Origin of the sequence: Arcobacter denitrificans (SeqCode) (assembly GCF_048571185.1) — a bacterium.
Taxonomy (GTDB): Bacteria; Campylobacterota; Campylobacteria; order Campylobacterales; family Arcobacteraceae; genus Arcobacter; species Arcobacter denitrificans.
In genome coordinates this window covers 2,019,645-2,046,241 of record NZ_CP182350.1, presented here as the reverse complement: position 1 = coordinate 2,046,241, position 26,597 = coordinate 2,019,645, and the positions used below count along the sequence as shown (strand labels likewise).

The following is a 26,597-nucleotide window of genomic DNA, read 5'->3' as shown; positions in this document are numbered from 1 at the left end:
AAATTTATACTACTTTTATACTACTTTTTATTTTCATAATAGAGAAAAAATTAAATATTTTTAAATATTAGGTGGTATTTAATACCTATTTTTAGGTTTTTGTCTATTTATAGTTTATAATACTGGTGAGTTCAAATCTCATCATCTGCACCAGTAATTATAAAATAATATCCTATATTTTATATCTTTTTGTTATAATCCCGCATGAACAATACTATTAATTTAAATCAGTTTCAAGTGTTTCACTGGAATAAAAACTTTGAGATAGGAATTAAAGAAATTGATGAGCAACACAAACAACTAATTAACTTATTAAATAAGCTAGCTAATACACTCACATATGAAAATGATGCTATGGTAACTAATATCTTTAAAGAGTTAGCAGATTATGCAACTTATCATTTTGAAACAGAAGAAAAGATTTGGTCAAAATATCTTCATAACGACAAGTGGTATATTAAACATCAATCTACCCACAAATCTTTTCTACCTAAAGTTTTAAAACTACAAGCTAAAAGTAACCAACAAAATTACAATCAGATAATAGAAGAAACGATTATGTTTCTTATTCGTTGGCTTGCGATTCATATAATAGATGAAGATAAGAAAATGTTTTATATTATTAAATATATAAAAAAGAATAAAACTATCAAAGAAGCTAAAAAACTTACTAAAAATAAGATGAATGACTCTATTAAAATGCTAACTGATACAATTTTGAATATGCATGAAAGTATTTCTTCTCGTACTATTACTTTAATGAAAGAGCATAATGCAAGAATTAAAGCAGAAGAAGAGTTAAAAAAAGCAAATGAAGAACTACTAAAACTATCAATTACTGACCAATTAACGCAATTATACAATAGAAGACATTTTGAAAATGTATTTAAATCAGAATTGTCTCGGGCAAAAAGAACAAAAATTTATTTAACTATTATATCATTTGATATTGATTATTTTAAAAGACATAATGATTATTATGGGCATGTAAAAGGTGATGACACATTAAGAAAAGTAGGTGAATCTTTAAAGTCTATATGTAAAAGATCTCATGATTTTCCATTTAGAATTGGTGGTGAGGAGTTTGCTATTTTAACAAGTGTTGATAATGAAGAGTTAGGACTAAAATTAGCTCAATCCATACAAAAAAGCATAGATGACCTTAACATAGAAAACATTAAAAGTGATGTTTCTAAAAACCTGACAGTTTCTATGGGTATTTTATCAAAAATTCCTACACAAGAAGATACTATTGAAAATTTAATGAAAATAGTAGACAAGAAACTTTATAAAGCAAAACAGAGTGGTCGAAATAAAATTGTTAAGTAATAAAATTAATTTTATTACACTCCCCTTTTTTCAGTTTAAACTATGATATAATTTTTAAAAAGAAAAAAGGACATCCCATCAAAAAAAAGATAATTGGAAGAAAAGAGAGTATTTCAATTCTTGACTTGGAATTGTTTGATTTAGATGCAAAAGTTGATACAGGTGCTGATTCAAATGCCTTACATTGTGATGATATTCTTATTGAAAATGGCAATGTTAGTTTTACTTTATTGGATGAGATTCATCCTTCCTATCATGGCAAAAGATTAACCTTACCCCTATATAAAATAAAACAAGTAAAAAGTTCAAATGGAACAATACAAATCAGGCCATCTATAAAAGTAAGTGTAGAGTTTTTTGGTAAAAAATATAAAAGCGTTATCTCACTTACAAATAGAGCTGATATGAAATTTCCTATGTTAATTGGAAAGAGATTTTTAAAGGGAAGATTTATTGTTGATGTTGCCCAAGAGTATTTATGTAATAAAAAAGAGGAAAGTTTATAATGAGAGTCTATATATTATCAAGAAATAAAGAGTTATATTCAACAAGAAGATTAGTAGAGGCAGCAGAAACAAAAAACTGGGAAGTTAGGGTAATTGATTATCTAAAATGTACTATTGAGATAATGAAAGGTGAACTTGTTATAAATTATTTAGGGCAAGTATTACCTACTCCTGATGCTATAATTCCTAGAATTGGAGCTAGTAGAACTTTTTATGGTACTGCAATGGTACGACACTTTGAGATGATGGAAGTATTTAGTACATCAGGTAACTTAGCAATTGCTAGAAGTAGAGATAAACTAAGAAGTCTACAAGTTCTCTCCAAAAATAGTGTTGATATGCCAAAAACAATTTTTGCTTCAAATAAATCAAGTGCAAAAGATGTAATAGCACTATCTGGTGGAGCACCTTTAGTTTTAAAAATCCTAGAAGGGACACAAGGTGTTGGTGTTGTTTTAGTTGATAGTGAAAAAGCTGCAAAATCTGTACTTGATGCCTTTTACGGTATGGATGTAAACTTACTTGTTCAAGAGTATATAGAAGAAGCAGGAGGTTCTGATATTAGAGCACTTGTTGTAAATGGAGAAGTTGTAGGTGCCATGAAAAGACAAGGGGCTGAAGGTGATTTTAGATCAAACCTTCATCAAGGTGGAAGTGCAACAGCTCATAAGTTAACAAGAAAAGAAAAATCAACAGCAATTGCCGCTGCACGTGCGATGGGTCTTGGTGTTTGTGGAGTTGACATGATACCTTCTTCAAGAGGACCTTTGGTTATGGAAGTAAACTCAAGTCCTGGATTAGAAGGAATTGAAAAATCAACTAATATTGATATTGCAAGTAAAATCATGGATTATATAGAAAAAAGTGTAACACCAAGATCCCAAGAAAATAGCAAAAAAAGAAAAATCAAAAAAGATAATATTGGAGCTTAGATTATATGCAAAATGATAATTTTGTTATTGGTGATGTAGTTATACCAAAAGGTAAAGAAGTAAAAATAAATTTAGAGTTACCAAAACTTTACAATACGCCTACAAATCTTCCAATAAGAGTAATAAGAGGGAAGAAAGATGGACCTATTGTTTTTATAAGTGCTGCTATTCATGGTGATGAATTAAATGGTATTGAAATAATTAGAAGATTAAGAAAGCTAAATATATTAAAAAAACTTCAAGGTACAATAATATTTGCACCAATTGTAAATGTATATGGAGTAATGACACTCTCTAGATATTTGCCAGACAGAAGAGATTTAAATAGATCTTTTCCAGGAAGTATCAAAGGCTCAATTGCAAGTAGAATTGCAAAAATATTTTTTGATGAGATAGTTTCAAAATGTGATTTAGGTATTGATTTGCACACAGGCTCTATTCATAAGTCAAACTTACCTCAAGTTAGAACAAACTTGAATAATGAGTATACCTTAAAACTTGCACATGCTTTTGGAGCACCCGTAGTTCTACATTCAGAGTTAAGAGATGGTTCATTAAGAGCTGAAGCTCAAGAAATGGGGACACCGATACTACTTTATGAAGCAGGAGAGGCTCTAAGATTTGATGAAAATTGTATAAGAGTTGGTGTAAAAGGTATCATAAATGTTCTTAGAGAAAATAAAATGCTTCCAAAAGTCATAAGAAAAAATACAAAAAAACCTATCACTTCAAAGTCAAGTAGATGGATTCGAGCCAATGAAAGTGGAATGGTAAGAACAATAAAAGCACTAGGTGAAATAGTAAAAGAAAATGAAATAATTGCTTATATTGATGAACCATTAGATGATAATAGCTTTGAGATACTATCTCCTTTTGATGGTATTATTATTGGAAAATCACAAATTCCTTTAGTACAAGAGGGAGATGCAATCTTCCATATAGCAAAGTTTAGTAATTTAGATATAGCAGAAGATAAGATGGAATATTTTAATGAAGATGTTATAAAGCAAAGTGAATTTTACGAGTTAAATACAGAAGAGATAATAGAATAATGGAAAAGTTTTATGATATTTTAAAGCAGTTAATTAGAACACCTAGCGTTGTAGGAGCGGAACACCCTTTTTTTATAAAAGTTAAAAGAGAACTTGAAGAGTTAGATTTAAATGTTGAATATTATGATGGAGTATTAGTTGCAAAAGGAAATGTCCCTCAAAGTGGTTATATCTCTGGACATGCGGATAGACATGGACTTATTTGTACAGGACATAATGAGTTTCAATATGCAGCTTTTATAGCCAAAAATCAAGCTGACTTAAGAGGAAACTCCAACTCAGAGAAATTACTTAAAAACCTTGAAATGAGATTCATGGAACAAAAAGTTCAAGCATATGAACCTTGGTCTGGGTCTTATTTAGGAATGGGGATTATAAAAGATGCTTTTCTTTGTACAAGAAGAAAGAACATTATATTTAAAATAGATGGACTAGAGCATCTTTTACCAGGAAGTGCTATTGCCTTTACTGATACTCTTAAAATTGATGATAATGATTTAGTATCAGCTCAACTTGATAATGTTATATCAATAGCTATTATTTTATATATGTACCATTTAGGATATCAAGGAACTGCATTTTTTACTGCCAGTGAAGAAGCAGGTAAAAGCTGGAGGTTTTTGCTTGAATATTTTAGAAGATTTGATATTACTACAGATGAGCTACTGGTTTTAGATACAAGCCCATATAGTAAAGTAGATGATATAACTAATTTAGATATTGTTTTAAGAAATAAAGATGAAAATGCAAAGTTTAAATCACCCCTTGAAGCAAAAATCAAAAAAATAGTTATTGAGAATGATATAAGCTACCACTATAAAGATGCTTATTTAGAAAATATCATGGCAACAGCAGGAACAAAAGGTTCACTTGGAGTTACAGAATTAGGAAGAATAATTGATGCAACACAAGGTGAAATACAGGGTACAACTTTACAAATTCCAACTATTGGTTATCATACTGTTGAAGAGACAACTACAAAAAAATCTATTGATACTATGGTGTTCATACTCTCACAACTTTATTTAGAAAAAGATAAGTAAATCCTTACCTTTTTTTAATAAAATATACTAATAGAGTAGATACTATTGCTGAAATAAACAGAGTATTTATAACTAAAAATGTTCCACCCTCTCCTTGTGTAAATGGTAAAGATGTTGTATTCATCCCAAAAAATCCAACAATTAAATTTAGGGGTAAAAATATTCCAGATAATAGAGTTAAAATATAAACTGTTCTATTCATTTGCTCATTATTTTCAACAATATATGAATTATGTAAGGCATCAAGCTTTTCTAAAAGCATACCAGAATTTCTGTGTGCTCTTTGCAAGTGTTCTTGCATATCTTCAAAATTTTTCTCTAAATAGTCATCATCTTTTCTATAATGTCTAATCAAAGTTGACATCACTTCCACACACTTAAATAAAACTCTATTTATTTTTATAAAATCATTTTTATATGTAAACCACTTTTTATTGAAATTTTTATCAATCTTATTTTCATAAAAGTTATCTTCTATAAGCTCTATTTCCTCTATATAGCCATTTATAATTTTTAAGATTGAATCTATATCATTATTTAAATACTTGTAGAAACCATCAACACTTTCTAAATCAATAAACTTTTTGCTCTTTTTATCAAAGTAGAAATATGACTTATTCGTTATAAAAAAAGCTTTACTTATAGGAATTACTCTGTTATCTTTTAATTGTGGTATTCTAAATATAAATAAATCATAATTCTCATCTTTGAAAAATACAGAAGGATGAACTTCATTTTCTATATCAATAAGGTGGAAATTATTGATTTGCTTATAATTCATTATTTACTCAGCTGTTTGTACAATGAGTTTAAGTCACCCAATACCCAAATCTCTTTGATTTTATCATTTTCAATTCTAAAAAATGAAGCACCATAATATCTTATTCGATTATTAGTAGCTTCAAAATCAAAAAGTTTTCCCATATGAGTTCCATTGTAAATTGCTCTTGCACTTATTAAGTTATTCTCTGCAATAAGCAGTTCAACACCATGGTATAAGTTTGGAATAGCATTTAAAATCATATCAAAGTATTCTTCAAACTCTTTTTTACCATTTGTCTCCATATTTAACGAGCCTCTAAAAAGTATCTTATCATCAAAAAGTTTTTCAATATATGATTTATCTTTTTTATTCCAAAGGTTTTCATAATAAGATTTTACAATCTCTTTATTTTTGTTCATCTTTTCTCTTTATGTAATTTTTAAAATTATACTACTTTTTTTCTTTTTTTTTCTCTTAAATTATTTTAAAGTTCTGTTGCATTTTTAATTATATCTACCCCAAACTTTTCCCTTAATTCATTAAGCTTATTATTTAATTGTCTCTTTTTTAAATCATCCTCATACTCTAAAAGATTAAAGCTATCCATCTTTTGTTCCATAAAATTACTCACTGTTATATTTAGTTGAATAATACTATGTGTAGGGTGCATATCATTTGCATCAAACATCTTAAGAATCTCATCTTTAAAAAACTTTTCACTAAACAATCGATTTGTAGAAAAATTACTTTTGGATTTGGAGTCAAACTCATATTTTATCTTTATAAAAAAGGTTTGGGGATTAACTTTTTTCTTAAAGACTAAAAAAGCAAGATATCTAGCCAATATAATAATTCGACGTTTTATCTCTTGACGATTATTTATAGGATCAAAACTTCTACCTATTCCTATTGATTTTGAGGCTGCTTTTTTTTCTAATACAAAATCTTTTATTCCACAAACACGATTATAAAGCTGAATACCAGGTTTTTTCCAAGCATAAAAGATATGTCTTTTTTCTCTTATTTGCCCAAGTGTTCTAATATTGTGTGCTCTCAATCGCAACTGATAGCCCTGCCCAATACCAGGAAACTTCTCTATTGGTATATCTTTTATAAAATCATTAACTTCATCTTCAAATACTACCTTTACTCCATGGGGTTTTGCATACTCTGTTGCCAACTTTGATAGATATTTACTTTTTGCAACACCAATAGAAATAGGTAAATCAAAGATTTTTTCAATCTTATCTTTTAAATTTTTTGCAAAAGCCTCAATATCTTTATCTTCTACCCAGCCTGTAACATCGGCAAAATACTCATCTATACTAAACTGTTCTACTTGAGGTGTTTCATATTCTAAAAACTGTAATAATTTATAAGAGAGTTCATGGTATAGAGGATAATCAGGAGCAATCATTTTAAGATGTGGACATAGTCTTAAGGCTTCATTTACACTCATGGCAGTTTTAACACCAAATGCCCTAGCCTCATAAGAAGATGTAGTAATAATACCTCTAATTCGTCCATTTTCATCTTTAAAATACTCTTGGGTATTTGGGTCTTGCTCACTAACTATTGAACTTACAAAAGCACCATTACTATCACTTACAACACGTCTGTGTTTAGTTTTTGAAAATATATTTAGATTACTTCGTCCTCCTACAGCAGTAGGTATTTTCATTAAACTTTTATCACGAGTTCGATGAGCAGAAACAAAAAAACAATCCAAATCTAAGTGTAATATCATAAAACTATTCTATCTTTTTTTTTCATTGTATATTGATTATATGTCATTTTGAAAGAAAATTAGCTATTATTTCACATAATATAAAGGATAAAAAATCGAACCTTGTAGAAACTGTAAAAGTGAAGTAAAGTCAAAAATAGGAAGATGTCCATATTGTGGAACATTAAATCCTACTGTAAAATTAAAAGAGATATTTATTAGTATTTTTGCTGTAATAGCTGTTATGAGTGTAGTTACTTATTTTATGAACTAAATTATCTTAAAAATTTTCCTAATATAAATCCAACTGCTAATCCTATTAAGTGAGCGTACCAAGCTACTGGAAGTCCTATTAAAACAGGCACTATTGAAATAAGAATAATCCAAGTAATGATTCCATTTCTTTGGTAAGTATCCACAAGTGCAACATAACCTAAAAGTACACAAATAGCTCCAGAGGCACCAACTAAGTTATGATTAAATCCCATCATTTGCATAAAGGCAAAGCTTAGTAGTGAAGTTAAAATACCCCCTACAAAGTAAAGTATTAAAAAGGTTTTTACACCTCTATACTTTTCAATTAAGTTACCAAATTGAAAAAGCACAAACATATTCATCAAAATATGTCCTATCCCACCATGAGCAAACATACTTGATAAGGGTTGATACCAAAGATTTGCTTCAAGAAAAAAGATATTTAATCCTAAAAACAAAGAGCCGTTTTCCATATTTGTTTGCAATATATACATTAATATGGTAATTAATATAATAAAATTTGAAACAGTTACTAACTTAGTATTTTGCATTGTGTTTAAAAGCCTCTACTATACAATCTATTCTATTTTTAATATCTTTTTTATCATACTCTAAAAAATCTGTTTTCATCATAAAAGCTTCCTTGCCATTTATTCTAAAAGAGCTTAAAATAGCTCCAGCATATGATTTACTATATGTATCTTTTTTTCGTGGATCATTTTTATCATTCTCTATAATTTCATATTTTATTTTTAGATATTTAACTGGATTTTCTTTTTGGACAATTGCAATTTTTGATTTAAAAAAATCATTTGCTTCTTCTAGTGTAATCTTATCTTTTAAATAGAACTTTCCAAATCTAGGCTTAATAAATCCACCAGATAAAACATACAATCCATTTTCCATATAATGTTTAGCATCTTTTAATAAAGCTGGTGATGTAATTTTATCAATTGTTGAAGTTGTTTTTTGACACTCTAAATTAGAGTGTACACGAGATGGAGTTTTTACTTTTGGCCCATATTTAGAATAAAGAGTTATTACTATTGCAATAATAATAATAGACACCAAGGTAAAAAAGTTATTTACTACTTGGCTATCTTGTCTATACTCACCTGACATAAAACTATACTAAACCCTCTTTTAAAACATCTTCTATTTTATCTACAGGTTTTATTTCTAAAGCTTTTTTAACTTCAGCTGGAATATCTTCCAAATCTCTTTCGTAATTTTTTCTTGGAATTAATGCTTTTTTCATTTTAGCTTTAAAAGCAGCTATTAACTTCTCTTTTAATCCACCAATTGGTAAAACTTTTCCAGTAAGTGTTAACTCACCAGTCATACAAATATCAGATTTAATCTCTTTATTTGCTAAAATTGAAGCAATTGTTAAAGCCATAGTTATCCCAGCACTTGGCCCATCTTTTGGCGTTGCACCTTCTGGAATATGTAAGTGGATATCGTATCTTTTATAAACTTCACTTGACTCTAACTTAACATCTTCATCTTTTTCTTTTAAAGATTTAGGAATAAGTTCTTCATCGATTTTTAGTTTACCCTCATCAATTAAAACTTTTATAACTGAATAAGAGATTCTTGATGATTCTTTCATCACTTCACCTAAGTTTCCAGTAACTACTAAGTTACTTTTACCCTTAAGTTTTATAGCTTCGATTTTTAAAACATCACCACCAACAGCAGTCCATGCTAAACCATTTGCAACCCCAACCATGTTTTTTTTATCAGCTGGGTCTATTTCAAATACTGGATTTTCTAAATACTCTTTTAGATTTTGTGTATTTATTGAAACTTTTGATGACCCCTCAGATAAAATTTTCTTAGCAGATTTTCTAAAAAGTTTAGCAAATACTCGTCTTAGGTTTCTAACCCCTGCTTCTCTTGTATATTTACCAATGATTGCATCAATAGTTGCTTTGCTTAAACTAACTTCACTTTTTTTAAGTCCATGTTTTTCTAACTCTTGAGGTATTAAATAATCTTTTGCAATATGATATTTTTCATTTGGCGTATAAGATGAAATATCTATAAACTCCATTCTATCTCTAAGGGCTGCAGGGATTCTTCTAGCATCATTTGCAGTTGATACAAATATCACTTGTGATAAATCAATAGCAAAGTTTAAATATAAATCTCTAAACTCATTATTTTGCTCAGGGTCTAAAACTTCAAGCATAACAGCAGTTGGATCACCTCTATGGTTTGCTCCTAATTTATCTATTTCATCAAGAACCATTACAGGGTTCATCTTTTTAGCATCAACCAAACCTTTTACAAGTCTTCCTGGCATCGCCCCAACATAAGTTCTTCTATGACCTCTAAGTTCATTTACATCTTCCATACCACCTAAAGCAACTCTTACAAGAGGTCTTTTAAGTGCTTTTGAAATAGAGTTTGCCAAAGAAGTTTTACCAACACCTGGAGGTCCCACAAAACATAAAACAGTACCTCTTGCTTTTTCACTTTTAACTTCTCTTTGTTCTAAAAGCTGTTTTACTGCAAAATACTCAGAAATTCTCTCTTTTGCTTTTTCTAGTGAATAGTGGTCTTTGTTTAGTTGTTTTTCAACTGCATCTACAGATATCTTTTCATCTGAAAATTGACCAAAAGGTATATCTAAAACTTGCTCTACATACGTTTGTAAAAGTGAAGCATCAGGAGAATCTTGGTGCATACGAGAAAGTTTTTCAATCTGTTTCTTCGTCTCTTTATATGCATCTTTTCCCATAAAAGATTTGAGTTTTTTTAATCTTTTTGTATAAGATTTAACCTCTTCATCTTTTTTATTTCCAGTCCCAAGTTCTTGCTGTATAGCTTTTATCTGCTCTTTTAAGAAATAGTCTTTATGAGTTTTTTCAATCTTAGAATTTACTTTTTGAGTAATATCCTTTTGTATTTTAAAATTCTCTATTTCTTTTTGGATTATCTCTATAATAGCTAGCAATCTAGCTTCTATATCAGTTTGAGAAAATAGCTTATAAGCTTGTGATTTTGTCACTTTTAACACAGAAGAAATTAAATCTGCAATTCTAACTGCATCATTATTTTCATCAATTGTTTTTATCAAGTCAACTGGAAATTTTGTATTGATTTTTGATAATTTTCCTACATTCTCTCTTAGTATATTTAATATTGATGAAACACCTTCTAGTGAATAAGGTTTTGTTTCTATTAGTTCTACTTGGCAAACTTCTGGATTAGACTCTTTAAACTCACTAATTCTTCCCTTTGCTAAACCTTGAAAAAGTACCTTGATTTTGCCATCTGGTAAAGATACTTTTCTCATAATATTACCAATTACACCAACATCATAAAACTGTCCATCAAATCTATCTTGGCTCTCTTGACCATCTTTACTAACGGCTACTATTACTAACTTATTTTCTTCTATTGCTTTTTCAACTGCACTAATATTTGTCTTATTATTTAAAAAAAGTGGTGCAATCATAAATGGGTATAAAAATACCTCATCTTCTATAACTAATGGTAATTCCTGTGGAAATTCATCATAATTTGTTAAATCCATTAAAATTAACTCCTAAAATATTTTATATTATTCAAATAGTGCTCTATACCATGGAACAGCTACTTCTTTTATCTCTTTTGGTTCAACCCAATTTTTTGATAGTTTTTCATTATAATACTCTGCTGCTTTTGGCTTATCAATTCTTGTATATAACTCTGCAATCTCTTTATCAAAAGAAGCTTTTGCCATAGCTAAACGTGCATTTATTGTTCCTACTAGTGGCATATATGGAGAATTTGGAAACTTAACCATAAACTCATTTATCTCTTTTTGAGTCTCATAAATTAAATCTTGCTCTCTAAATTGTGAAGAAAAAGATAAAAAGTTTGCTTTTATCTTTAAATATCTAAAATAATCAATACTTTTACTAACTGCAAACTTTTTTGTATATTCGTCAATATAAAAATTTGCTAGGGCATACTCTTCTTCATCAATATGCGCATTTACTAATATTTGCAATGCTGTTGCCAATAATGGCGAGTTTTTATGTTCACTCTCCAAAGATATATATGTGTCATCTGCCGCTTCTAAATCACCAGTTGCAATCTCTTTTGCAATTTTGTTATACCAATAAATAGCCGGCTGACCATACTCTTTAGGACCTTTTTTTGATGAACAAGATGTTAGAGTTAGTGCTAATGCACCAATAAATAATAGAGATAAACTCTTCTTTACTAATTTGTTAAACTTAAGCATTATTATTATCCTTTTGTAAAAAGAAGTATTTTAACTAAATGAAGCTTAGGAAATATTTGCTATAATAATAAAAACAATATCAAGGCACAATATGAAAATTACATTAATAGGTAACGGAATGATGGCTAAAGCTCTAGCCAAAGGTTTAATACAGAACCATAATGTTGAAATTTTAGGGCGAGATGAAGAGAAATTATTAAGACTCAAAAAACTTATTCCTGAAATTGAAATAAAAGTTCTTGATGATAAAGAAGATATTACAAATAAAAATATAATTTTTTGTGTTAAACCATATGCTCTACAAAGTGTAGCAGTTAGACTTGAAGGAAAAGCTAACTTATTTATTTCAATTTTAGCAGGTACAAAAATAGAGAGTCTAAAAAAACACATCACTTCAACTGCTTATATTAGAGTTATGCCAAATGTTGCAGCATCCCTACAAAAATCAATGACAACAATTACAGGAGATAGAGAAGCTAAAAACATAGCAATAGAGTTATTTAATTCTATTGGTAAAACTTTATGGGTAAATACAGAGACACAATTAGACATTGCAACAGCAGTTGCGGGAAGTGGTCCTGCCTTTTTAGCTTTAGTAGCAGAAGGGATTGCAGATGGTGCTGTAAAAGCTGGATTAGAGAGAGAATATAGCTCATTTTTAGTTCAAGGTCTTTTTGAAGGTTTTGCAGGACTTCTTGAGAAAACCCATCCTGCAATCATAAAAGACTCAGTTTCAAGCCCAGGAGGAACAACAATAGCTGGAGTTGCTGCACTAGAAGAAAATGGCGTAAGAAGCGCAATGATAAAAGCTATTGAAGATGCACACAACAAAGCAGTTGAAATCTCTAAAAAATAGTTTTATCTTTTTAGAGACTATTGTTTCTTTAGTTGTTATATCTATTATCGTAACTATATTTTTCAAATTAAATTACGATAATAGTGCTAATAAAAAATTTCAAACTATAAATGACCTCTCAAACAAACTTAAAAAATCTGATTATCAAAATATGCAAATCTCACAAAATGAACTTAGAATTTTAGAAGATGGCATAGAAAAAAAAGTTCTTGTAAACAAAATCACTTCAAATCAAAACAGCATAAAGCTAAGTAAATATGAACTTATCAAATAAAAAGTCATTTTCTCTTATAGAATTAATTGTTTCACTATTTATAATCTCACTAATATCTATTTATTCCATATATTTTTATAAAGAAATTTTCTTTAAAAACGAGCAACTTTTTCAAGATGAAAAAACAAAATTGGAACTTTTAAACTTTAAACTCTTTTTAGAAAAGAACTTAGACTTTGACAAGCTTTCTTATTCCAAACAAAATATCTATTATGATAATGCTTTACTATTAAAAAATGTAAACAAATATAGACTAAGTAGACATGACAATTATATTTCAATAGATATTTGTCTAGAAAAAAGAGTCTGTCAAGAGTTGGTTATAACAAAATGAAAAATTCTTTCTCTTTACTGATTACTTTGATTTTAATAACTATATTTTCATTTTTTACAATATTTATCATTCAAACAAAATCATTATCCGTATCAAATCTTACAAACTCTTATTTACAAACCCAAACAAAACTTCATCTTGATTTTTTTAAACAATATATAAATAGTTTAGATTTAAAAACTAAATGCATAGATGAGTTATCCTTTGATGATGATATTTATAAACTAAAAGCAAATATAAGTTTTGAGTTATCTTGTCAAAGTAAGGTTCCTCAAAATATCACTATAGATATTTTTGCAAATGCAAAAACACTGAACAATGAAGTAAATTTACATGAGAGGCTTATCAAACAATTAAATTAGTAGTTAAGATTGTTGTAAATTTAATTGTGCTTATTGTAGTATATTCCTTTAATCAAGGAAGGATAAGTTAAGTGGAACTAGTTCAAAACTTTTTACAACAATCAATAACATTTTTTGCCATTATGGATCCAATTGGGATTAGTGCTATAGCTCTGTCTTTACTAAATGAAAATATCACTAAAACTCAAATAAATACAGTTGCTAAAAGGTCTTCATTGACTATTATTATTGCCTTTTTTGTTGTACTCATTACGGGTGACTTAGTGCTAAAAATCTTTAGTATTAGTGAAAATTCCCTTAAAGTCATGGGTGGTATTGTTCTTATTTTAATGGCTATTTCAATGGTAAATGGAAAAGATAAAGAAAAAAATCGAGATGAATCAAAAAATGATATAGAACTAGCAATTATTCCAATTGGAATCCCTATTGCTTTTGGAGCTGGATTATTTACTACGATTATTATTTTTAAAAGCCAAGCAACAAACTTGATTGATCTTATATCAATTTCTTTTGCCTTTTGTATAAATGCCCTAATATTTTATATTGTCCTAAAAAACTCTATTTATATTAAAAAATATTTAGGAGTTACAGGACAAAATATTATCACAAAATTAATGGGACTTATAGTTGGTGCAATAGCTGTCCAATTTATAGTTTCAGGACTTGTTCATTTAACAAATAGTTATTTATAAAATTACATCCAATACTTTTTTTGCTAATTTTAAAGCTTTGCTTCTATGGGAAAACTCTTTTTTTATTTCATGATTTAGTTCTCCTAAAGTTTTATCAAATCCTTTAGGTATAAACATTGGATCATAACCAAAACCTTCAGTTCCAATCTCTTTAGCAATAACACTTCCATGCATCCAACCATGGACCGTTGACACCTCACCTTTATATATAATACATATACAAGCTGTATAATAAGCTGCACTACTTTCAAGGTTTTTTTCAAGTAGCTTTGAGATAAGTTTTTTGTTATTATCCTTGTCACTAGCACCCTCTCCTGCATAACGTGCGGAGTAGATACCAGGTTCGTTATTAATTGCAGGAACTGTTATCCCACTATCATCTGAAATGACAATATACTCTTCATTATTTAATTTGTCATATATTGCTTTTGCCTTAATGATGGCATTGCCTTTAAAACTGTTGGCATCTTCTACTATATCCATATCACCAATTAGTTCTTTAAAAGTATAAACCTCTTCATTTGGGAGAAGTTTTTTAAACTCCGATATCTTCCCTTTATTTGAAGTTGCCAAAACTATTTTCATTACTTTCCTTCTTTATGATTATATTAATCTATTTACTATATAATTTTTGCTTATTTTATCAAACTTCAGGATTATAAATGATTAAATCGATTATACCATTAAGCGCAATTATTTCACTAAGATTTTTTGGTCTCTTTATTGTACTACCAGTTATTTCTGTTTATGCAATGAATTTGCAAGGTGCAACAACTAGTATTGTTGGAATTATAGTTGGGGGATATGCCCTAACACAGATGATTTTTCAAGTTCCATTTGGAATCATGAGTGATAAGCTTGGACGAAAAGGTACTATTATTGTGGGACTTATCCTCTTTGGCTTAGGTTCTATTCTTTGTTCTGTTTCAACTGATGTTTTAACCCTACTACTTGGTAGACTTATGCAAGGTGCTGGTGCTATTGGTGCTGTTGTAACTGCTATGATAAGTGATTTAGTAAAAGAAGAACAACGTCCAAAAGCTATGGCTATGATGGGTGGAAGTATTGCTATGGCGTTTGCTTTTGCTATGATATTAGGACCAACACTTGGTTCTTGGTTAGGGGTAGAGTCTTTATTTATTATTACAGCTATTATTGCATTTACTTCAATTGTTGTTTTATTAAAAGCTGTTCCTAATCCTCCTAAAATAACTCACACTTATAACAAAAAAGGTGCTGTTACTTCTGTGTTATTTAATAAAAATCTTATCAAAATGAATATCACTAACTTTTTACAAAAAGGTTTTATGACTTTTGCCTTTATGATTATCCCTATGGTTTTAATCAATAACTATGAATGGATAATGTCTGATTTATGGAAAGTATATTTACCAGCAACTATTTTTGGTGTAATAGCTATGGCACCAGCTGCAATATTAGCTGAGAAAAAAGGTAAGTTCAAAGAAGTATTAATCGCAGGTATTATTTTCTTTGGAATTTCATATTTGATAATTGGAACATCAAGTAGTGCTACAGCATTTGTTATTGGTGTAGTTTTATTTTTTATTGGATTTAATGTACATGAACCTATTATGCAATCACTTGCATCAAAATATGCAAAAGTTCATCAAAGAGGTTTTGTTTTAGGAATTTTCAATTCGTATGGATATTTTGGAACATTTTTAGGTGGATTACTTGGTGGAGTATTTTTTGAAAGTGTAACTTTATTTGATATTGTTATTGCTATTGCTGCTATTTGTGTGGCTTGGGCAATTATGATTTTTACATTACCAAATCCACTTAAAAAACAGACTGCTTATTTAAATTTAGAGCAATATGACAAATCTAAAATGACAGAATATGATAATAATGATATAATTGATGAATGGTATGTTAATGACACAGAAAACTTATTAATCATAAAATATGATATAGAAAAAATTAGTGAAGATACATTAAAGGACTCTTTAAAAATAGCATGAGAAAATATTTAATCATTTGTTCTCTTTTTATTACTCTTTTAACTTTTAGCTTTGCCGTAAAGACATTTAATATTTCCCAAGAAAAATTAAATCAATTTACAAAAAAATATGGGCAAAAAGCAGAAACTAGAGTATTAGTTTGGGATGAAATGGTTGAAGCTGCAAAATCAAAAGATATCCTACACAAATTAAAAGATGTAAATGATTTTTTTAATAAAATAAAATATCAAACAGACCAAAGACATTGGAATAAAAAAGATTATTGGGCCGCACCTTTTGAGTTCATGGGTACGGGTGCTGGAGATTGTGAAGATTATGCAATAGCAAAATATTTTACCCTTAGACAGCTAGGTGTCCCTGAAAAAAAACTAAGAATAACCTATGTTAAACTACTCCAACGTGGAACAAAATACGAACAAGCTCATATGGTTTTAACTTATTATCATAGACCAGGAGCTACTCCTGTTGTATTAGACAATGTTAATAAAACTCTAAAATTAGCCTCAAAAAGACCAGATTTAAAGCCAGTTTATAGTTTTAATGCCCAAGGACTATGGCAAGCAAAAAACAAAGGTAAAACCTCAGAACTTGTCGGTAAAAATAACCTTAGATCTTGGAAAGATCTAATGAATAGAATTTAAAAAAGGAAAAATATGTCTTTATCAAAACAACTTTATTTAATCATCTCTGTGATATTTTTTGCAATATTTGTAGGAAACTTTATCATTAGTGTTAAAAATACCAAAGAGTATTTAGAAATAGAATCAGCAACAAAGGCACAAGATACAGCTACATCAATTGGGATAAGTCTTAAACCCTTAATTGGTGATAAGAATGATCCTGAAATAGAAACTCTGATTAAAGCAATCGCAAATAGAGGATTCTATAAAGAGTTAAGATTAGAAGATATTGAGATTTCATTCACAAATGAAGATTTAATAAAAAATACCAAAGATTTAGACCTTGATAACTATAATTCTATTAGTGAAGTAAGCATTGATTCAAAGTATGGAAAGATAGAAAAACAAAACAATGATAATCTTTTTGAAAATGCCTTAGATGAGCTTAATACACTTGCAAATGATACACTAACAGTTGATAAAAATAATACCAATACAAAATATATCTTCTTACCTAATAAAGAGTATGCAAAAGGTGGAAACTTTGATGTAGATTTTAAAGTCACTTTCGATAAAAAAACAGTAGATGCCACATCACAAATAAATTTAAATAAAATATTAGTAAAAGAGTATAGAGAAGAAAAATTTGATTATGTACCCCAATGGTTTATAAATCTAATTCAACTTAATATGAAAGAAAAATCTAGTGAAATTAGTGATGGTTGGAATAATGTTGCAACTATCTATGTAAGTGCAAATGCTGGTGATGCTTATGCAAAACTATATGAACAAGCAAGGGGAGCGATTACTTACTCTCTTATTGCATTTTTTATCTCATTAAGTATTTTGGTTCTATTTTTACAACTTATTTTAAAGCCTTTAAAAAACATAGAAAAACTAGCCATGAATATTGCAATTGGTAAATTTGGAATAATAGAAAAGCTTCCTGTAACAACTGAGATAAAAAATGTAGCAATAGCTATGAATGACATGTCTAGAAAAATTGAAGGAATAATCAAGAAACTTAATTCAAATATCGAAAATGTTACTAAAAAAATCTCTCAAGATGGTCTTACAAAACTAGAGATGAGACAAACATTTGAAACAGATATGAAAAATATGTTTATTACTAAAACAGATGGTTATGTAATGAGCCTAAAAATTGAGTCTCTAGGAGAGTTTGCAAAAAATAATTCAAATAGTGCAGTTGATAAACTAATAAAAGATTTTGCAAATATTTTAAAAGATGCTAATGATTCATTTAATTTTGATATAAAAGCTTATAGATTTTTTGGTTCAGAGTTTGCAATGATTGCTAAAAAATGTTCTCAAGAGGATATTGAAAAATTAGTTAACTTTTTAAAAACTAAATTTGATGCAATTTCAATAGAAATAAAAATATCAAACTTATCAAATATTGGTGTAACTATGTTTAATCAAATAGGAACAACACCTGAGATGTTAAGTGCGGCAATAGAAGCAAGAGAGAGTGCAAAACAAGTAGGACCAAATGAATTTGTAATAAGAGATGCAAATGATTTAGCAAGAGATATGGAGTCTTGGAGAGAGTTGATTTTTGACATAATTGATAACGCTAAGTTCAATGTTGGTTTTATCAATAATGAATATCTTTTAAATGGAGAACACGAAGGTAAACTTGTGATGCAAGAAGCCTTTACTTCTGCAAAAGATAAAAATGGAAATGATATTCCAATTGGTACATTTATATCTATTGCTGAAAAATACGAAAAAGTTGTAGATTTTGATAAAGCTGTTGTAACAAATGTAATAAATCATATAAAAGAGAATAATATTGAAAATAATATTTCAATAAACCTATCTCTTGATTCAATTGTTGATTTAAGTTTCATAAATTGGTTAAAATTTACTCTGCAAGTAAATACTTCTATAGCTAACAAACTGGCATTCTCAATTACTGCATATGGCGTTGCAAAAGATATCGAAAGATTTAAGATTTTTGCAAAATCTATAAACCTTTGGGGAGCTAAAATCGTTGTTAAAAGATTTGAATCTAAATTTATACCACTACAAAGTATAAAAGACTTAAACCTAGACTTTATAAGACTTGCAAGAGATTATACAAATGGTATCTCAAGTGATTCAGGTAAACATGCCTTTGTTGAGTCAATGCAAGATTTATGTAACTTAGTTAATATAAAAGTTACAGCAGAAAACGTAAAAGCAGATGATGATTTAGAAAAAGTTAAAGAGTTAGATTTATACGCTGCAAGTAGATAGATGATATAATAGTGATAAATATTAATGATTGATTAATATTTATCGCTTATAATTTCCATATTATATTAAAATTAGGCAAAACATGTTTGAAAAATTTTTGAAATTTTTTGTAGAAAATTCTAGAATGAACTACACCCTTTTTATTTTAGTTTTTGCCGTTGGTATATGGTCATATACTAAAACTCCAAAAGAAATATTTCCAAGCTTTGATTTAGATATGATATCTATTAGGGGCGCATATACTGGAACATCAGTTGATATTTTAGATAAAATGGCAGTAACAGAAATAGAAAATAATATTAAAAATGTAGACTCTATTGATACTATTTCTACTGTTATTAGTCCTGGCAAATTCACTATTATTTTAGAACTTAAAAAAGGTGAAGATAGATTTAGAGAAGCTGATAAAATAAAAGATGTTATCACTATCATTAAAACAAATTTACCCTCAGATATGGATGAACCAAGTGTAAATGTACTAGATAGAACAAGAACATTAGCAGATGTTACAATTACTTCAAACAAACTCTCAAATGATGAGCTAAAACCCTTTGCAGATACTCTAAAAAGTCAAATTTTAAATATAAATGGTATTAGTGAAATTAATATTTATGGTGATTCTGATAAGTTTTTTGAAGTATTAATTGATGAAAATAAAATCGATGCACTAAACCTAAATAAAAATGAAGTATTTAATGCCATATCAACTATCTCATATATTTTTCCAATAGGAAAAATAGAAGACCCTAAAAAGCACTTCTATCTCTCAACATACAATGGTGCAAAAAATGCCAATGAATTTGGAAATATCCTATTAAAACTATCAAATAAAGCTGTATATGTTAGAGATATAGCAAGCATAGCAAAAAAATATGAAGACTCATCAACACTATATTCACTAAATGGGCAAAGTGCTCTTTCTCTTCAAATAGTACAATCAAATTCAGCAGATGCTATACAAATAGTAAAAGAGATAAAAAAACTACTTCCAAGTATCTCTAAAAAAAATCCAGATATAAATATTGAAATTTCAGATGATAATAGTGAAAGAATTGTTGATAGATTAAATATAGTATCATCAAATATTCTATTTGGAGTAATCTTAATTACCATTATTGTAGCTCTTTTAATCAATGCTAGAATGTCATTTATTATTGCGGTTGGAATACCTACATCTTTTGTTATTGCGGGTATTTATATCTATTTTTCTGGTTATACAATAAATATGATTACACTAGTTGGTGTATTAATTGCAATTGGAATTGTAGTAGATGATGCCATTGTTGTAAGTGAAAATATTCAACAACACATTGAAGAGGGATATGATACTAAAACTGCTGCAATTATGGGTGCTAAAGAGATGGTTAAACCTGTAACAATTGCTTCAATTACTACACTATTTTCATTTCTTCCTATTTTAATGATAAGTGGGACAATGGGAGAAGTTATGAAACTAATCCCTATAGCTCTAAGTGCTTTAGTTGTGGCATCACTAATAGAGTCATTTCTTTTCTTACCAATTCATGCAGCTCATGTACTTAAAAGTGGTTCCAAGGTGACTTCATGGGAAAGAGCAAATGAAGTTTACAATAAGATAATTCACTTCTTTATGAATTGGAAAAAAACCTTTATAACTATATTTATTATACTTGTACCTCTTCTTACTTTTACATTTATCAGCACTTCAAAGTTTCAAATGTTTCCAAAGTTTGATTCAACCGATATAAAAATAACTCTAAAAGCAAATAGTAATACAACCTTAGAAGAGTCATTTAAAATTGTAAGTCAAATAGAAGCAGATTTAATTACAAAAAAAGATGAATTTTATATCAAAAATATCAACTCTGTTGCAGGATATAGAAGAGATGTGGGGAACAATACCGAAAGGTTCCCTTATGCTATGTATATGACAGTAGAGCTTAAAAAACTGAAACCAAGTAACTTTTTAGATAAATATATCACTCCAAACTTGAGTTTTTATTATGATGATACAGGAAGAACTAGAGAACAACCTTCGGATATGATTGCTAAAAGATTAAAAAAATATATTGAAAATAAGAACTACAAAGAGAAATTTAATCTAGATGAAATAGCTGTATTAGAGAAAAAAGTAGGTCCTATAAAAGCTGATATAAAAGTTGGAATTGTTACTCCTGATAACCAAAAGGCAATAGAGACTGTTGAATTACTAGATAAAGAACTTAGAAAAATAACTGGTATAAAATCGGTCTCAAATTCACTAAAATTTGGTATTGATGAGATTAAGATAAAAGTAAACTCATATGGAGAACACTTAGGTATAACAGAGTCATTTATAGGAAACTATTTATCAAATTTATATCTACTAAAGAAAAAAGCTGTCTCTTTTGATGAGAAAGAGATGTTAGATATAAAAATACAATCTAACAATAAAGATGATATAGAAAAGTTTAAAAATACTCAAATTCCTCTTGATGATGGCACTTTTATAGCTTTAAATGAGATAGTAGAGTTTAATACAATAAGAGCCTTTGAACAGCTTTTAAAAGATGACACAATTAAAAACTTCTATGTTTTTGCAAATGTAAATCCAGATATCATAACTTCAACAGAAGTAACAGAAAAACTAAAACCAATGTTTGATCAAATAAGAGAAAATGGTGTTAAATTAACCTTTAAAGGTGAAGCAGAAAAAAAAGCTGAATTAAAAAGAGATATGCTTTTAGCAACTGCTCTTGCACTAGTTTTAATTATGATATCAATGCTTTATTTGTTTAACTCTTTTAGAGAGACGTTTATAGTAATGAGTGTAATTCCTTTTTCTATCTTGGGAGTTTTAATAGGACATCAAGTTATGGGACTTAATCTATCTATGCCATCAATGATTGGAGCCTTAGGTCTTGCAGGAGTTGTAATAAATGATGGTATTATTATGATGACTTATCTTAAAAAAGCAAAAACACTTAATGATATCTTTTTTAGAGCTGCAAAAAGATTTAGACCAATTATAATTACAACAGTTACAACTATAATTGGCATGAGTTCATTAATTTTGTTTCCATCAGGAGAGGCTGTGATTTTTCAACCAATCGCAATAGCTTTAGGTTTTGGACTAGCATGGGGAACAGTATTAAACCTTATTTATCTGCCAGTTTTATATACAATTACCCACAAGCTAAGAAAGAGTTTCTAACTACTATAAAAAGATAAAGAGTGATTTTATAGCGTTGATACTCATCTCTGTGGGTTCTATACCCAATCTTTCTAGAGTCATCTCTACTCTATTTTTCATATGTAAAATCGTATGTTCAAATGAGAAGTTTGAATATCCAAAAATATTCTCTTCTCCACTTTTGATATAAGCTAGATTTTGGAAATCTTTCCAAGTAGGTTTTAGACCATTTTTAACCTTTTTTTCTAACTCTATTTGCCAATTATTTTGCCAAGTTAAAAATAGATAGTTATCCTTTAAATCTTTTTCAACTTTTATTTTCCAAGATAAAATCTGTAAATTATGATAGAGTTTTTGAAGTTTCTCTTTATCATAAGAAAAAGCAGTGATTTTATAACTACTTGATATATCATAAGCTTCATAAATCTGTTTATATAATCCAAGTATTAAATAATCATTTCTATTTTTAATATCATCTTTACTAAAAGCTATTTGTAAATAACTTTTATAAGAGTTTACACTACTATTTTTAAATTTTAAATCTAAATTATTCTCTAAACTATCAATTTCAGAATAGATTTTACTTGCCATTTCTTTGTCATATGCTCTTGGGTTTCTTTTATCAAGTTTATTTTTTAATTTTATAACTAGTTTAGTAACTTTTTTATAATCTTTTTTTATTTCAATTGCACCAGTAGATTGAAAAACTTCTCCTAGATTCTCTTTTTTTATGGATATACATCCAGTAAAAAAACTTAGAGTAAGTAAAATTAACACGATATTTTTTATATATGGCAAGATTTGTCCTTGATTTTAGTAAATTATAGTTTTTATTCTATCATATTGATACATAAAATCTTTCTTATTTTATCTTTGATTATCCACATAAAACAGTACCTTTTATAACTTTAATGCTATAATTTCCAAAATAATTAAGGAGGTAATATGCCAATTGTTATTCCTAAAAAACTTCCAGCTGTTAAAATTTTACAAAATGAGAATATTTTTATCATGAATGATAAAAAGGCAATGAAACAAGACATTAGACCTCTAAAAATACTAATATTAAATTTAATGCCAAATAAAGTAGAGACAGAAACACAACTATTAAGACTTTTGGGGAATACGCCTCTACAGACAGAAATTACACTTTTAAAAACTGCAACCTATCAGTCTAAGAATACTTCAGAAGACCATTTGGAAAGTTTTTACAAAACCTTTGATGAAATCAAAGAGCATGATTATGATGGACTAATAATAACTGGTGCTCCAATAGAAACAATGCCCTTTGAAGAGGTTTCATATTGGGATGAATTAACACAAATAATGGAGTATGCAAAAACAAATATCACATCAACACTACATATTTGTTGGGGTTCTCAAGCAGGCTTATATTACCATCATGGAATAAAAAAATATGAACAAGATAAAAAAACTTTTGGTGTTTTTGCACATGAGCTTTTCAATAAAACAAATCCACTATTAAGAGGATTTGATGATGAAGCTTATATTCCTCACTCAAGATATACTACAGTTCTAAAAGAAGATATAGACAAAGTCCCAGAACTAGACCTATTGTTATATTCAGAAGATGCAGGGGTTTGTTTAGTAGCATCAAAGAATAGGAAACAAGTATACATAAGTGGTCATGTAGAGTATGACTTTGACTCTTTACAAAAAGAGTATTTTAGGGACTTTGAAAAGGGTCTTGATATTGATATTCCAAAAAACTATTTTAAAAATAATGATACATCAAAAGAACCAACAGTAAAATGGCGTTCCACTGCTCATCTTTTGTTTGCAAATTGGCTAAATTATTTTGTATATCAAGAAACACCTTTTGAGTTAAAATAGTCTCTTAAAAACTAACATAAGCTCTAAGAGCTTGTGTTACTTATCAACTAAAGTAGTTGGCTCACCTAAATAATACCCTTGAGCATAATCTATATTCAACTCTTGAACTTTTGATAATATACCTTTACTCGAAACAAACTCCGCAATTGTTTTCACACCAATTTTTTGAGCAAAATCAACTATTGTTTTTGTTACCATTTGAGACTTTTCATCTTTATCGATATTTTTTATCATACTTGCATCTATTTTTAAATAATCAAAATTTAGTTTTATTAGATGTTCAAAATTGGAATATCCTGTACCAAAGTCATCTATTGATATTGTTGCCCCATATTTTTTTACTGTTGAGATAAAGTTACATATTTCATTATAGTTCTCAATACCTTCAGATTCAAGTATTTCAAAAGTTATATTTTTTGCAAAATCAGACTTTTTAAACTCATCTTCAATAAATTTGATAATTTCAAAACTTGCCATATCATCTTTTGTTAAATTTATAGAAAATTTATGATTTGTCTTTTTACAAATAGCAAAAGTTTTTTGAAGCATTATCAAGGTCAATTTGAAATAAATTTTATTCTCTTTTGAGATATCTAAAAAATGTATAGGAACAATATAATCATCTTCTGCACTTTTAATTCTCATTAGAGCTTCATATTTAATAACTTCCATTGTCTTACAATCAACAATGGGTTGAAAAAGTGGCACAATTTTATCCTCATCGATAGCTCTCATAAGTCTTTGTGTCCAACTTAATCTGTTTTCATACTCTTTTAAAGTTCTCATATCATCTGTATAAATAAGATAATGTTTTTTATTTTTTTTAGCAAGTTTAAGTGCCATATCTGCATTTGGAAGTAGTAGGCTTGATCCATGTGAGATGCCAATAGTAAGATTAATAAAAATTGTTTTTTCTTCTGATACTTTAAATTCATATTTACCCAAGTGACTTATAATATATGAAGCAATATTTTCAAACTCTTCTAAATCCATCGTTCCATATGAAATTACACCAAATTCATCTGCATGCATTTTGTATAAAATAGTTGTAGAAGGAAGAAGTTCTTTGAACTTATCTTTATATTCTAAAAGTATTTTATCTCCAACTTCATCACCATATAGATTATTTATTTGCTCAAATTTATCTATATTAATTATCATAAATAATAAATCTTTTGTATCATCTAAATCTTCTAGTAAAGCTCTTCTATTTTTTAAGCCTGTCAAATGATCATAATAAAATTGATGCTCTATTGAATCAAGCATTTCATTAAAGATAACTTGCATAGATTGTATCTCATTAATATCATGGTCTATAGTTACCCTTTGTTTAATATCAGTACTTTTTTTAATGATATTTGCAGTTTTAATAAAGTTATTTATAGGAGCAAGTAAATATTTATTAAAATTTAAAAATAGCAGTATAAATATAATAATCGAAAAACAAACTATAAAAATCAAAAATAGATTAATCATATCATTAAGCGAAATCTTCAAGTCAGTAATTGGATAATTTATATTTATAACACCTAATACATCACCAGAAACAGAATTAGTATGGCAAGATTTACATTTTTCATTAGCAATAACAGGAAAATAATACTTGATAATATCTGAGTTAACAATATCTAAGGATTCTTCCCCTTTAAAAGTGTTTTTTACACGCTCATCTGTAGATCTTACTAGTTTATCATTTGCAATATCTCCAAATATTTCAGCGACTTTTTCACTTCTATATACACTAATCTCAAGATTTTCATCTACTTTATTAAGTCTATGAATAACTTCTTGAATATCATCTTTATTCCATCCTTTTTGCATGGCAGAATACATTGATTCAAATACTAATCTACTTGTTTTTTTAGCATCAACTTTTGCAAGGTTTACAATAACATCTCTTTTTATATATTCAGTGTAAGCAAAAGCAAGTCCTAAAGTTATTAATAAAATAACAATTATCATTTTTGCTGTAATTTGATTATATGTTGTGTTCTTTTTAATCATTATTATTAATCTTTCATATCAAAAAACAATAGACTTTTTGGGAACAGTAAAGTAATTAATTTTATTATCATTTTATTATGTCATCCTACTTTTTTATTTAGATAAACTATATTATATAAATTATTTTATTCTATCATAAAACTTGTCATCTTCAAAGTGTTTTTTATTGTAGTTTATGCTTTAGTGTATTTTATATAAAAAATTCTTAAAGTTGTAAAATAATTTTACATATAAAATCTTATAGTATTATTTTAATCACTATAACTATTTAAAAATTCTAAATTATAATGATAATAGAATATTATTATTTTCAAAAAGAGGTAGTATTCCTTGAAACAATACTTAAAAGAAGTGAAAAAAGTA

25 protein-coding genes are annotated in these 26,597 nt (G+C 28.1%); 15 read left to right on the top strand and 10 right to left on the bottom strand.

Annotated features, from left to right (window positions below):
• Positions 1–204 precede the first annotated feature (204 nt).
• The 5 genes from ACNI28_RS10285 (at position 205) to ACNI28_RS10265 (ending at position 4,862) form a co-directional block, all read left to right on the top strand.
• Positions 205–1,329 carry a GGDEF domain-containing protein gene (locus tag ACNI28_RS10285; protein WP_419764161.1) on the top strand — a complete coding sequence of 375 codons (1,125 nt, stop codon included), beginning with the start codon at positions 205–207 and terminating at the stop codon, positions 1,327–1,329.
• Between the two features lie 77 nt (positions 1,330–1,406).
• A complete protein-coding gene (locus ACNI28_RS10280) occupies positions 1,407–1,835 on the top strand; it encodes an ATP-dependent zinc protease family protein (protein WP_419766467.1) in 429 nt (142 codons plus the stop codon).
• Positions 1,835–2,767, top strand: coding sequence for a 30S ribosomal protein S6--L-glutamate ligase (gene rimK / locus ACNI28_RS10275; protein WP_419764160.1), 933 nt, complete (start codon positions 1,835–1,837; stop codon positions 2,765–2,767). Before ACNI28_RS10280 ends, rimK begins: the two co-directional genes overlap by 1 nt.
• Before the next feature lie 5 nt (positions 2,768–2,772).
• Positions 2,773–3,819 carry a succinylglutamate desuccinylase/aspartoacylase family protein gene (locus ACNI28_RS10270; RefSeq protein ID WP_419764159.1) on the top strand — a complete coding sequence of 349 codons (1,047 nt, stop codon included), beginning with the start codon at positions 2,773–2,775 and terminating at the stop codon, positions 3,817–3,819.
• Entirely contained in the window at positions 3,819–4,862 is a 1,044-nt protein-coding gene (locus ACNI28_RS10265) for a zinc-binding metallopeptidase family protein (protein ID WP_419764158.1), read from the top strand. The genes ACNI28_RS10270 and ACNI28_RS10265 overlap by 1 nt, the downstream gene beginning before the upstream one ends.
• A 4-nt stretch (positions 4,863–4,866) precedes the next feature.
• On the opposite strand, the gene ACNI28_RS10260 is transcribed toward ACNI28_RS10265, so the two are convergent.
• The 7 genes from ACNI28_RS10260 to ACNI28_RS10230 all read right to left on the bottom strand — a co-directional run bounded on the left by ACNI28_RS10260 (position 4,867) and on the right by ACNI28_RS10230 (position 11,846).
• A complete protein-coding gene (locus ACNI28_RS10260; RefSeq protein ID WP_419764157.1) occupies positions 4,867–5,643 on the bottom strand; it encodes a CorA family divalent cation transporter in 777 nt (258 codons plus the stop codon).
• Positions 5,643–6,044 carry an ester cyclase gene (locus ACNI28_RS10255; protein WP_419764156.1) on the bottom strand — a complete coding sequence of 134 codons (402 nt, stop codon included), beginning with the start codon at positions 6,042–6,044 and terminating at the stop codon, positions 5,643–5,645. Before ACNI28_RS10255 ends, ACNI28_RS10260 begins: the two co-directional genes overlap by 1 nt.
• Before the next feature lie 65 nt (positions 6,045–6,109).
• Positions 6,110–7,372, bottom strand: coding sequence for a DNA polymerase Y family protein (locus tag ACNI28_RS10250; protein ID WP_419764155.1), 1,263 nt, complete (start codon positions 7,370–7,372; stop codon positions 6,110–6,112).
• Between the two features lie 254 nt (positions 7,373–7,626).
• Positions 7,627–8,157 (bottom strand): rhomboid family intramembrane serine protease, encoded by a 531-nt coding sequence (locus tag ACNI28_RS10245; RefSeq protein WP_419764154.1) that lies wholly within the window; start codon positions 8,155–8,157, stop codon positions 7,627–7,629.
• Positions 8,144–8,728: a hypothetical protein gene (locus ACNI28_RS10240; RefSeq protein WP_419764153.1), complete on the bottom strand. Its 585-nt coding sequence runs from the start codon at positions 8,726–8,728 to the stop codon at positions 8,144–8,146. The genes ACNI28_RS10245 and ACNI28_RS10240 overlap by 14 nt, the downstream gene beginning before the upstream one ends.
• Before the next feature lie 4 nt (positions 8,729–8,732).
• A complete protein-coding gene (gene lon / locus ACNI28_RS10235; protein WP_419764152.1) occupies positions 8,733–11,150 on the bottom strand; it encodes an endopeptidase La in 2,418 nt (805 codons plus the stop codon).
• A gap of 27 nt (positions 11,151–11,177) precedes the next feature.
• Entirely contained in the window at positions 11,178–11,846 is a 669-nt protein-coding gene (locus ACNI28_RS10230) for an outer membrane protein assembly factor BamD (RefSeq protein WP_419764151.1), read from the bottom strand.
• 91 nt (positions 11,847–11,937) lie between these two features.
• On the opposite strand from ACNI28_RS10230, the gene ACNI28_RS10225 reads away from it, so the two are divergent.
• From ACNI28_RS10225 to ACNI28_RS10205, 5 genes are all read left to right on the top strand, one after another.
• Positions 11,938–12,702, top strand: a complete 765-nt coding sequence (locus ACNI28_RS10225) for a pyrroline-5-carboxylate reductase (protein WP_419764150.1) — start codon at positions 11,938–11,940, stop codon at positions 12,700–12,702.
• On the top strand, positions 12,665–12,976 hold the full coding sequence (locus tag ACNI28_RS10220; protein ID WP_419764149.1) for a hypothetical protein: 312 nt from the start codon (positions 12,665–12,667) through the stop codon (positions 12,974–12,976). The genes ACNI28_RS10225 and ACNI28_RS10220 overlap by 38 nt, the downstream gene beginning before the upstream one ends.
• Complete coding sequence (locus ACNI28_RS10215; RefSeq protein ID WP_419764148.1) at positions 12,960–13,310, top strand: prepilin-type N-terminal cleavage/methylation domain-containing protein; 351 nt, start codon at positions 12,960–12,962, stop codon at positions 13,308–13,310. The genes ACNI28_RS10220 and ACNI28_RS10215 overlap by 17 nt, the downstream gene beginning before the upstream one ends.
• Positions 13,307–13,672, top strand: coding sequence for a hypothetical protein (locus ACNI28_RS10210; protein WP_419764147.1), 366 nt, complete (start codon positions 13,307–13,309; stop codon positions 13,670–13,672). Before ACNI28_RS10215 ends, ACNI28_RS10210 begins: the two co-directional genes overlap by 4 nt.
• A gap of 71 nt (positions 13,673–13,743) precedes the next feature.
• The gene (locus ACNI28_RS10205; protein WP_419764146.1) at positions 13,744–14,364 is read left to right on the top strand and encodes a MarC family protein; all 621 of its coding nucleotides are present in this window, start codon (positions 13,744–13,746) and stop codon (positions 14,362–14,364) included.
• Here the strand turns inward: ACNI28_RS10205 and rdgB are convergent.
• A complete protein-coding gene (gene rdgB / locus ACNI28_RS10200) occupies positions 14,359–14,949 on the bottom strand; it encodes an RdgB/HAM1 family non-canonical purine NTP pyrophosphatase (protein WP_419764145.1) in 591 nt (196 codons plus the stop codon). The two genes, ACNI28_RS10205 and rdgB, sit on opposite strands and share 6 nt — an antisense overlap.
• A 77-nt stretch (positions 14,950–15,026) precedes the next feature.
• Between rdgB and ACNI28_RS10195 the strand changes: the two genes are divergently transcribed.
• From ACNI28_RS10195 to ACNI28_RS10180, 4 genes are all read left to right on the top strand, one after another.
• Positions 15,027–16,346, top strand: coding sequence for an MFS transporter (locus ACNI28_RS10195; RefSeq protein WP_419764144.1), 1,320 nt, complete (start codon positions 15,027–15,029; stop codon positions 16,344–16,346).
• Positions 16,343–16,987: a transglutaminase-like cysteine peptidase gene (locus tag ACNI28_RS10190; protein ID WP_419764143.1), complete on the top strand. Its 645-nt coding sequence runs from the start codon at positions 16,343–16,345 to the stop codon at positions 16,985–16,987. The genes ACNI28_RS10195 and ACNI28_RS10190 overlap by 4 nt, the downstream gene beginning before the upstream one ends.
• Before the next feature lie 12 nt (positions 16,988–16,999).
• Positions 17,000–19,225 (top strand): bifunctional diguanylate cyclase/phosphodiesterase, encoded by a 2,226-nt coding sequence (locus ACNI28_RS10185; protein WP_419764142.1) that lies wholly within the window; start codon positions 17,000–17,002, stop codon positions 19,223–19,225.
• 82 nt (positions 19,226–19,307) lie between these two features.
• Positions 19,308–22,397, top strand: coding sequence for an efflux RND transporter permease subunit (locus tag ACNI28_RS10180; RefSeq protein ID WP_419764141.1), 3,090 nt, complete (start codon positions 19,308–19,310; stop codon positions 22,395–22,397).
• A gap of 3 nt (positions 22,398–22,400) precedes the next feature.
• On the opposite strand, the gene ACNI28_RS10175 is transcribed toward ACNI28_RS10180, so the two are convergent.
• Positions 22,401–23,174, bottom strand: coding sequence for a hypothetical protein (locus tag ACNI28_RS10175; protein ID WP_419764140.1), 774 nt, complete (start codon positions 23,172–23,174; stop codon positions 22,401–22,403).
• A gap of 147 nt (positions 23,175–23,321) precedes the next feature.
• Between ACNI28_RS10175 and metA the strand changes: the two genes are divergently transcribed.
• Positions 23,322–24,230: a homoserine O-acetyltransferase MetA gene (gene metA, locus ACNI28_RS10170; protein WP_419764139.1), complete on the top strand. Its 909-nt coding sequence runs from the start codon at positions 23,322–23,324 to the stop codon at positions 24,228–24,230.
• Positions 24,231–24,266: 36 nt separating this feature from the next.
• Here metA and ACNI28_RS10165 read toward each other — a convergent pair whose 3' ends face one another.
• Positions 24,267–26,234: an EAL domain-containing protein gene (locus ACNI28_RS10165; RefSeq protein WP_419764138.1), complete on the bottom strand. Its 1,968-nt coding sequence runs from the start codon at positions 26,232–26,234 to the stop codon at positions 24,267–24,269.
• Positions 26,235–26,597 lie beyond the last annotated feature (363 nt).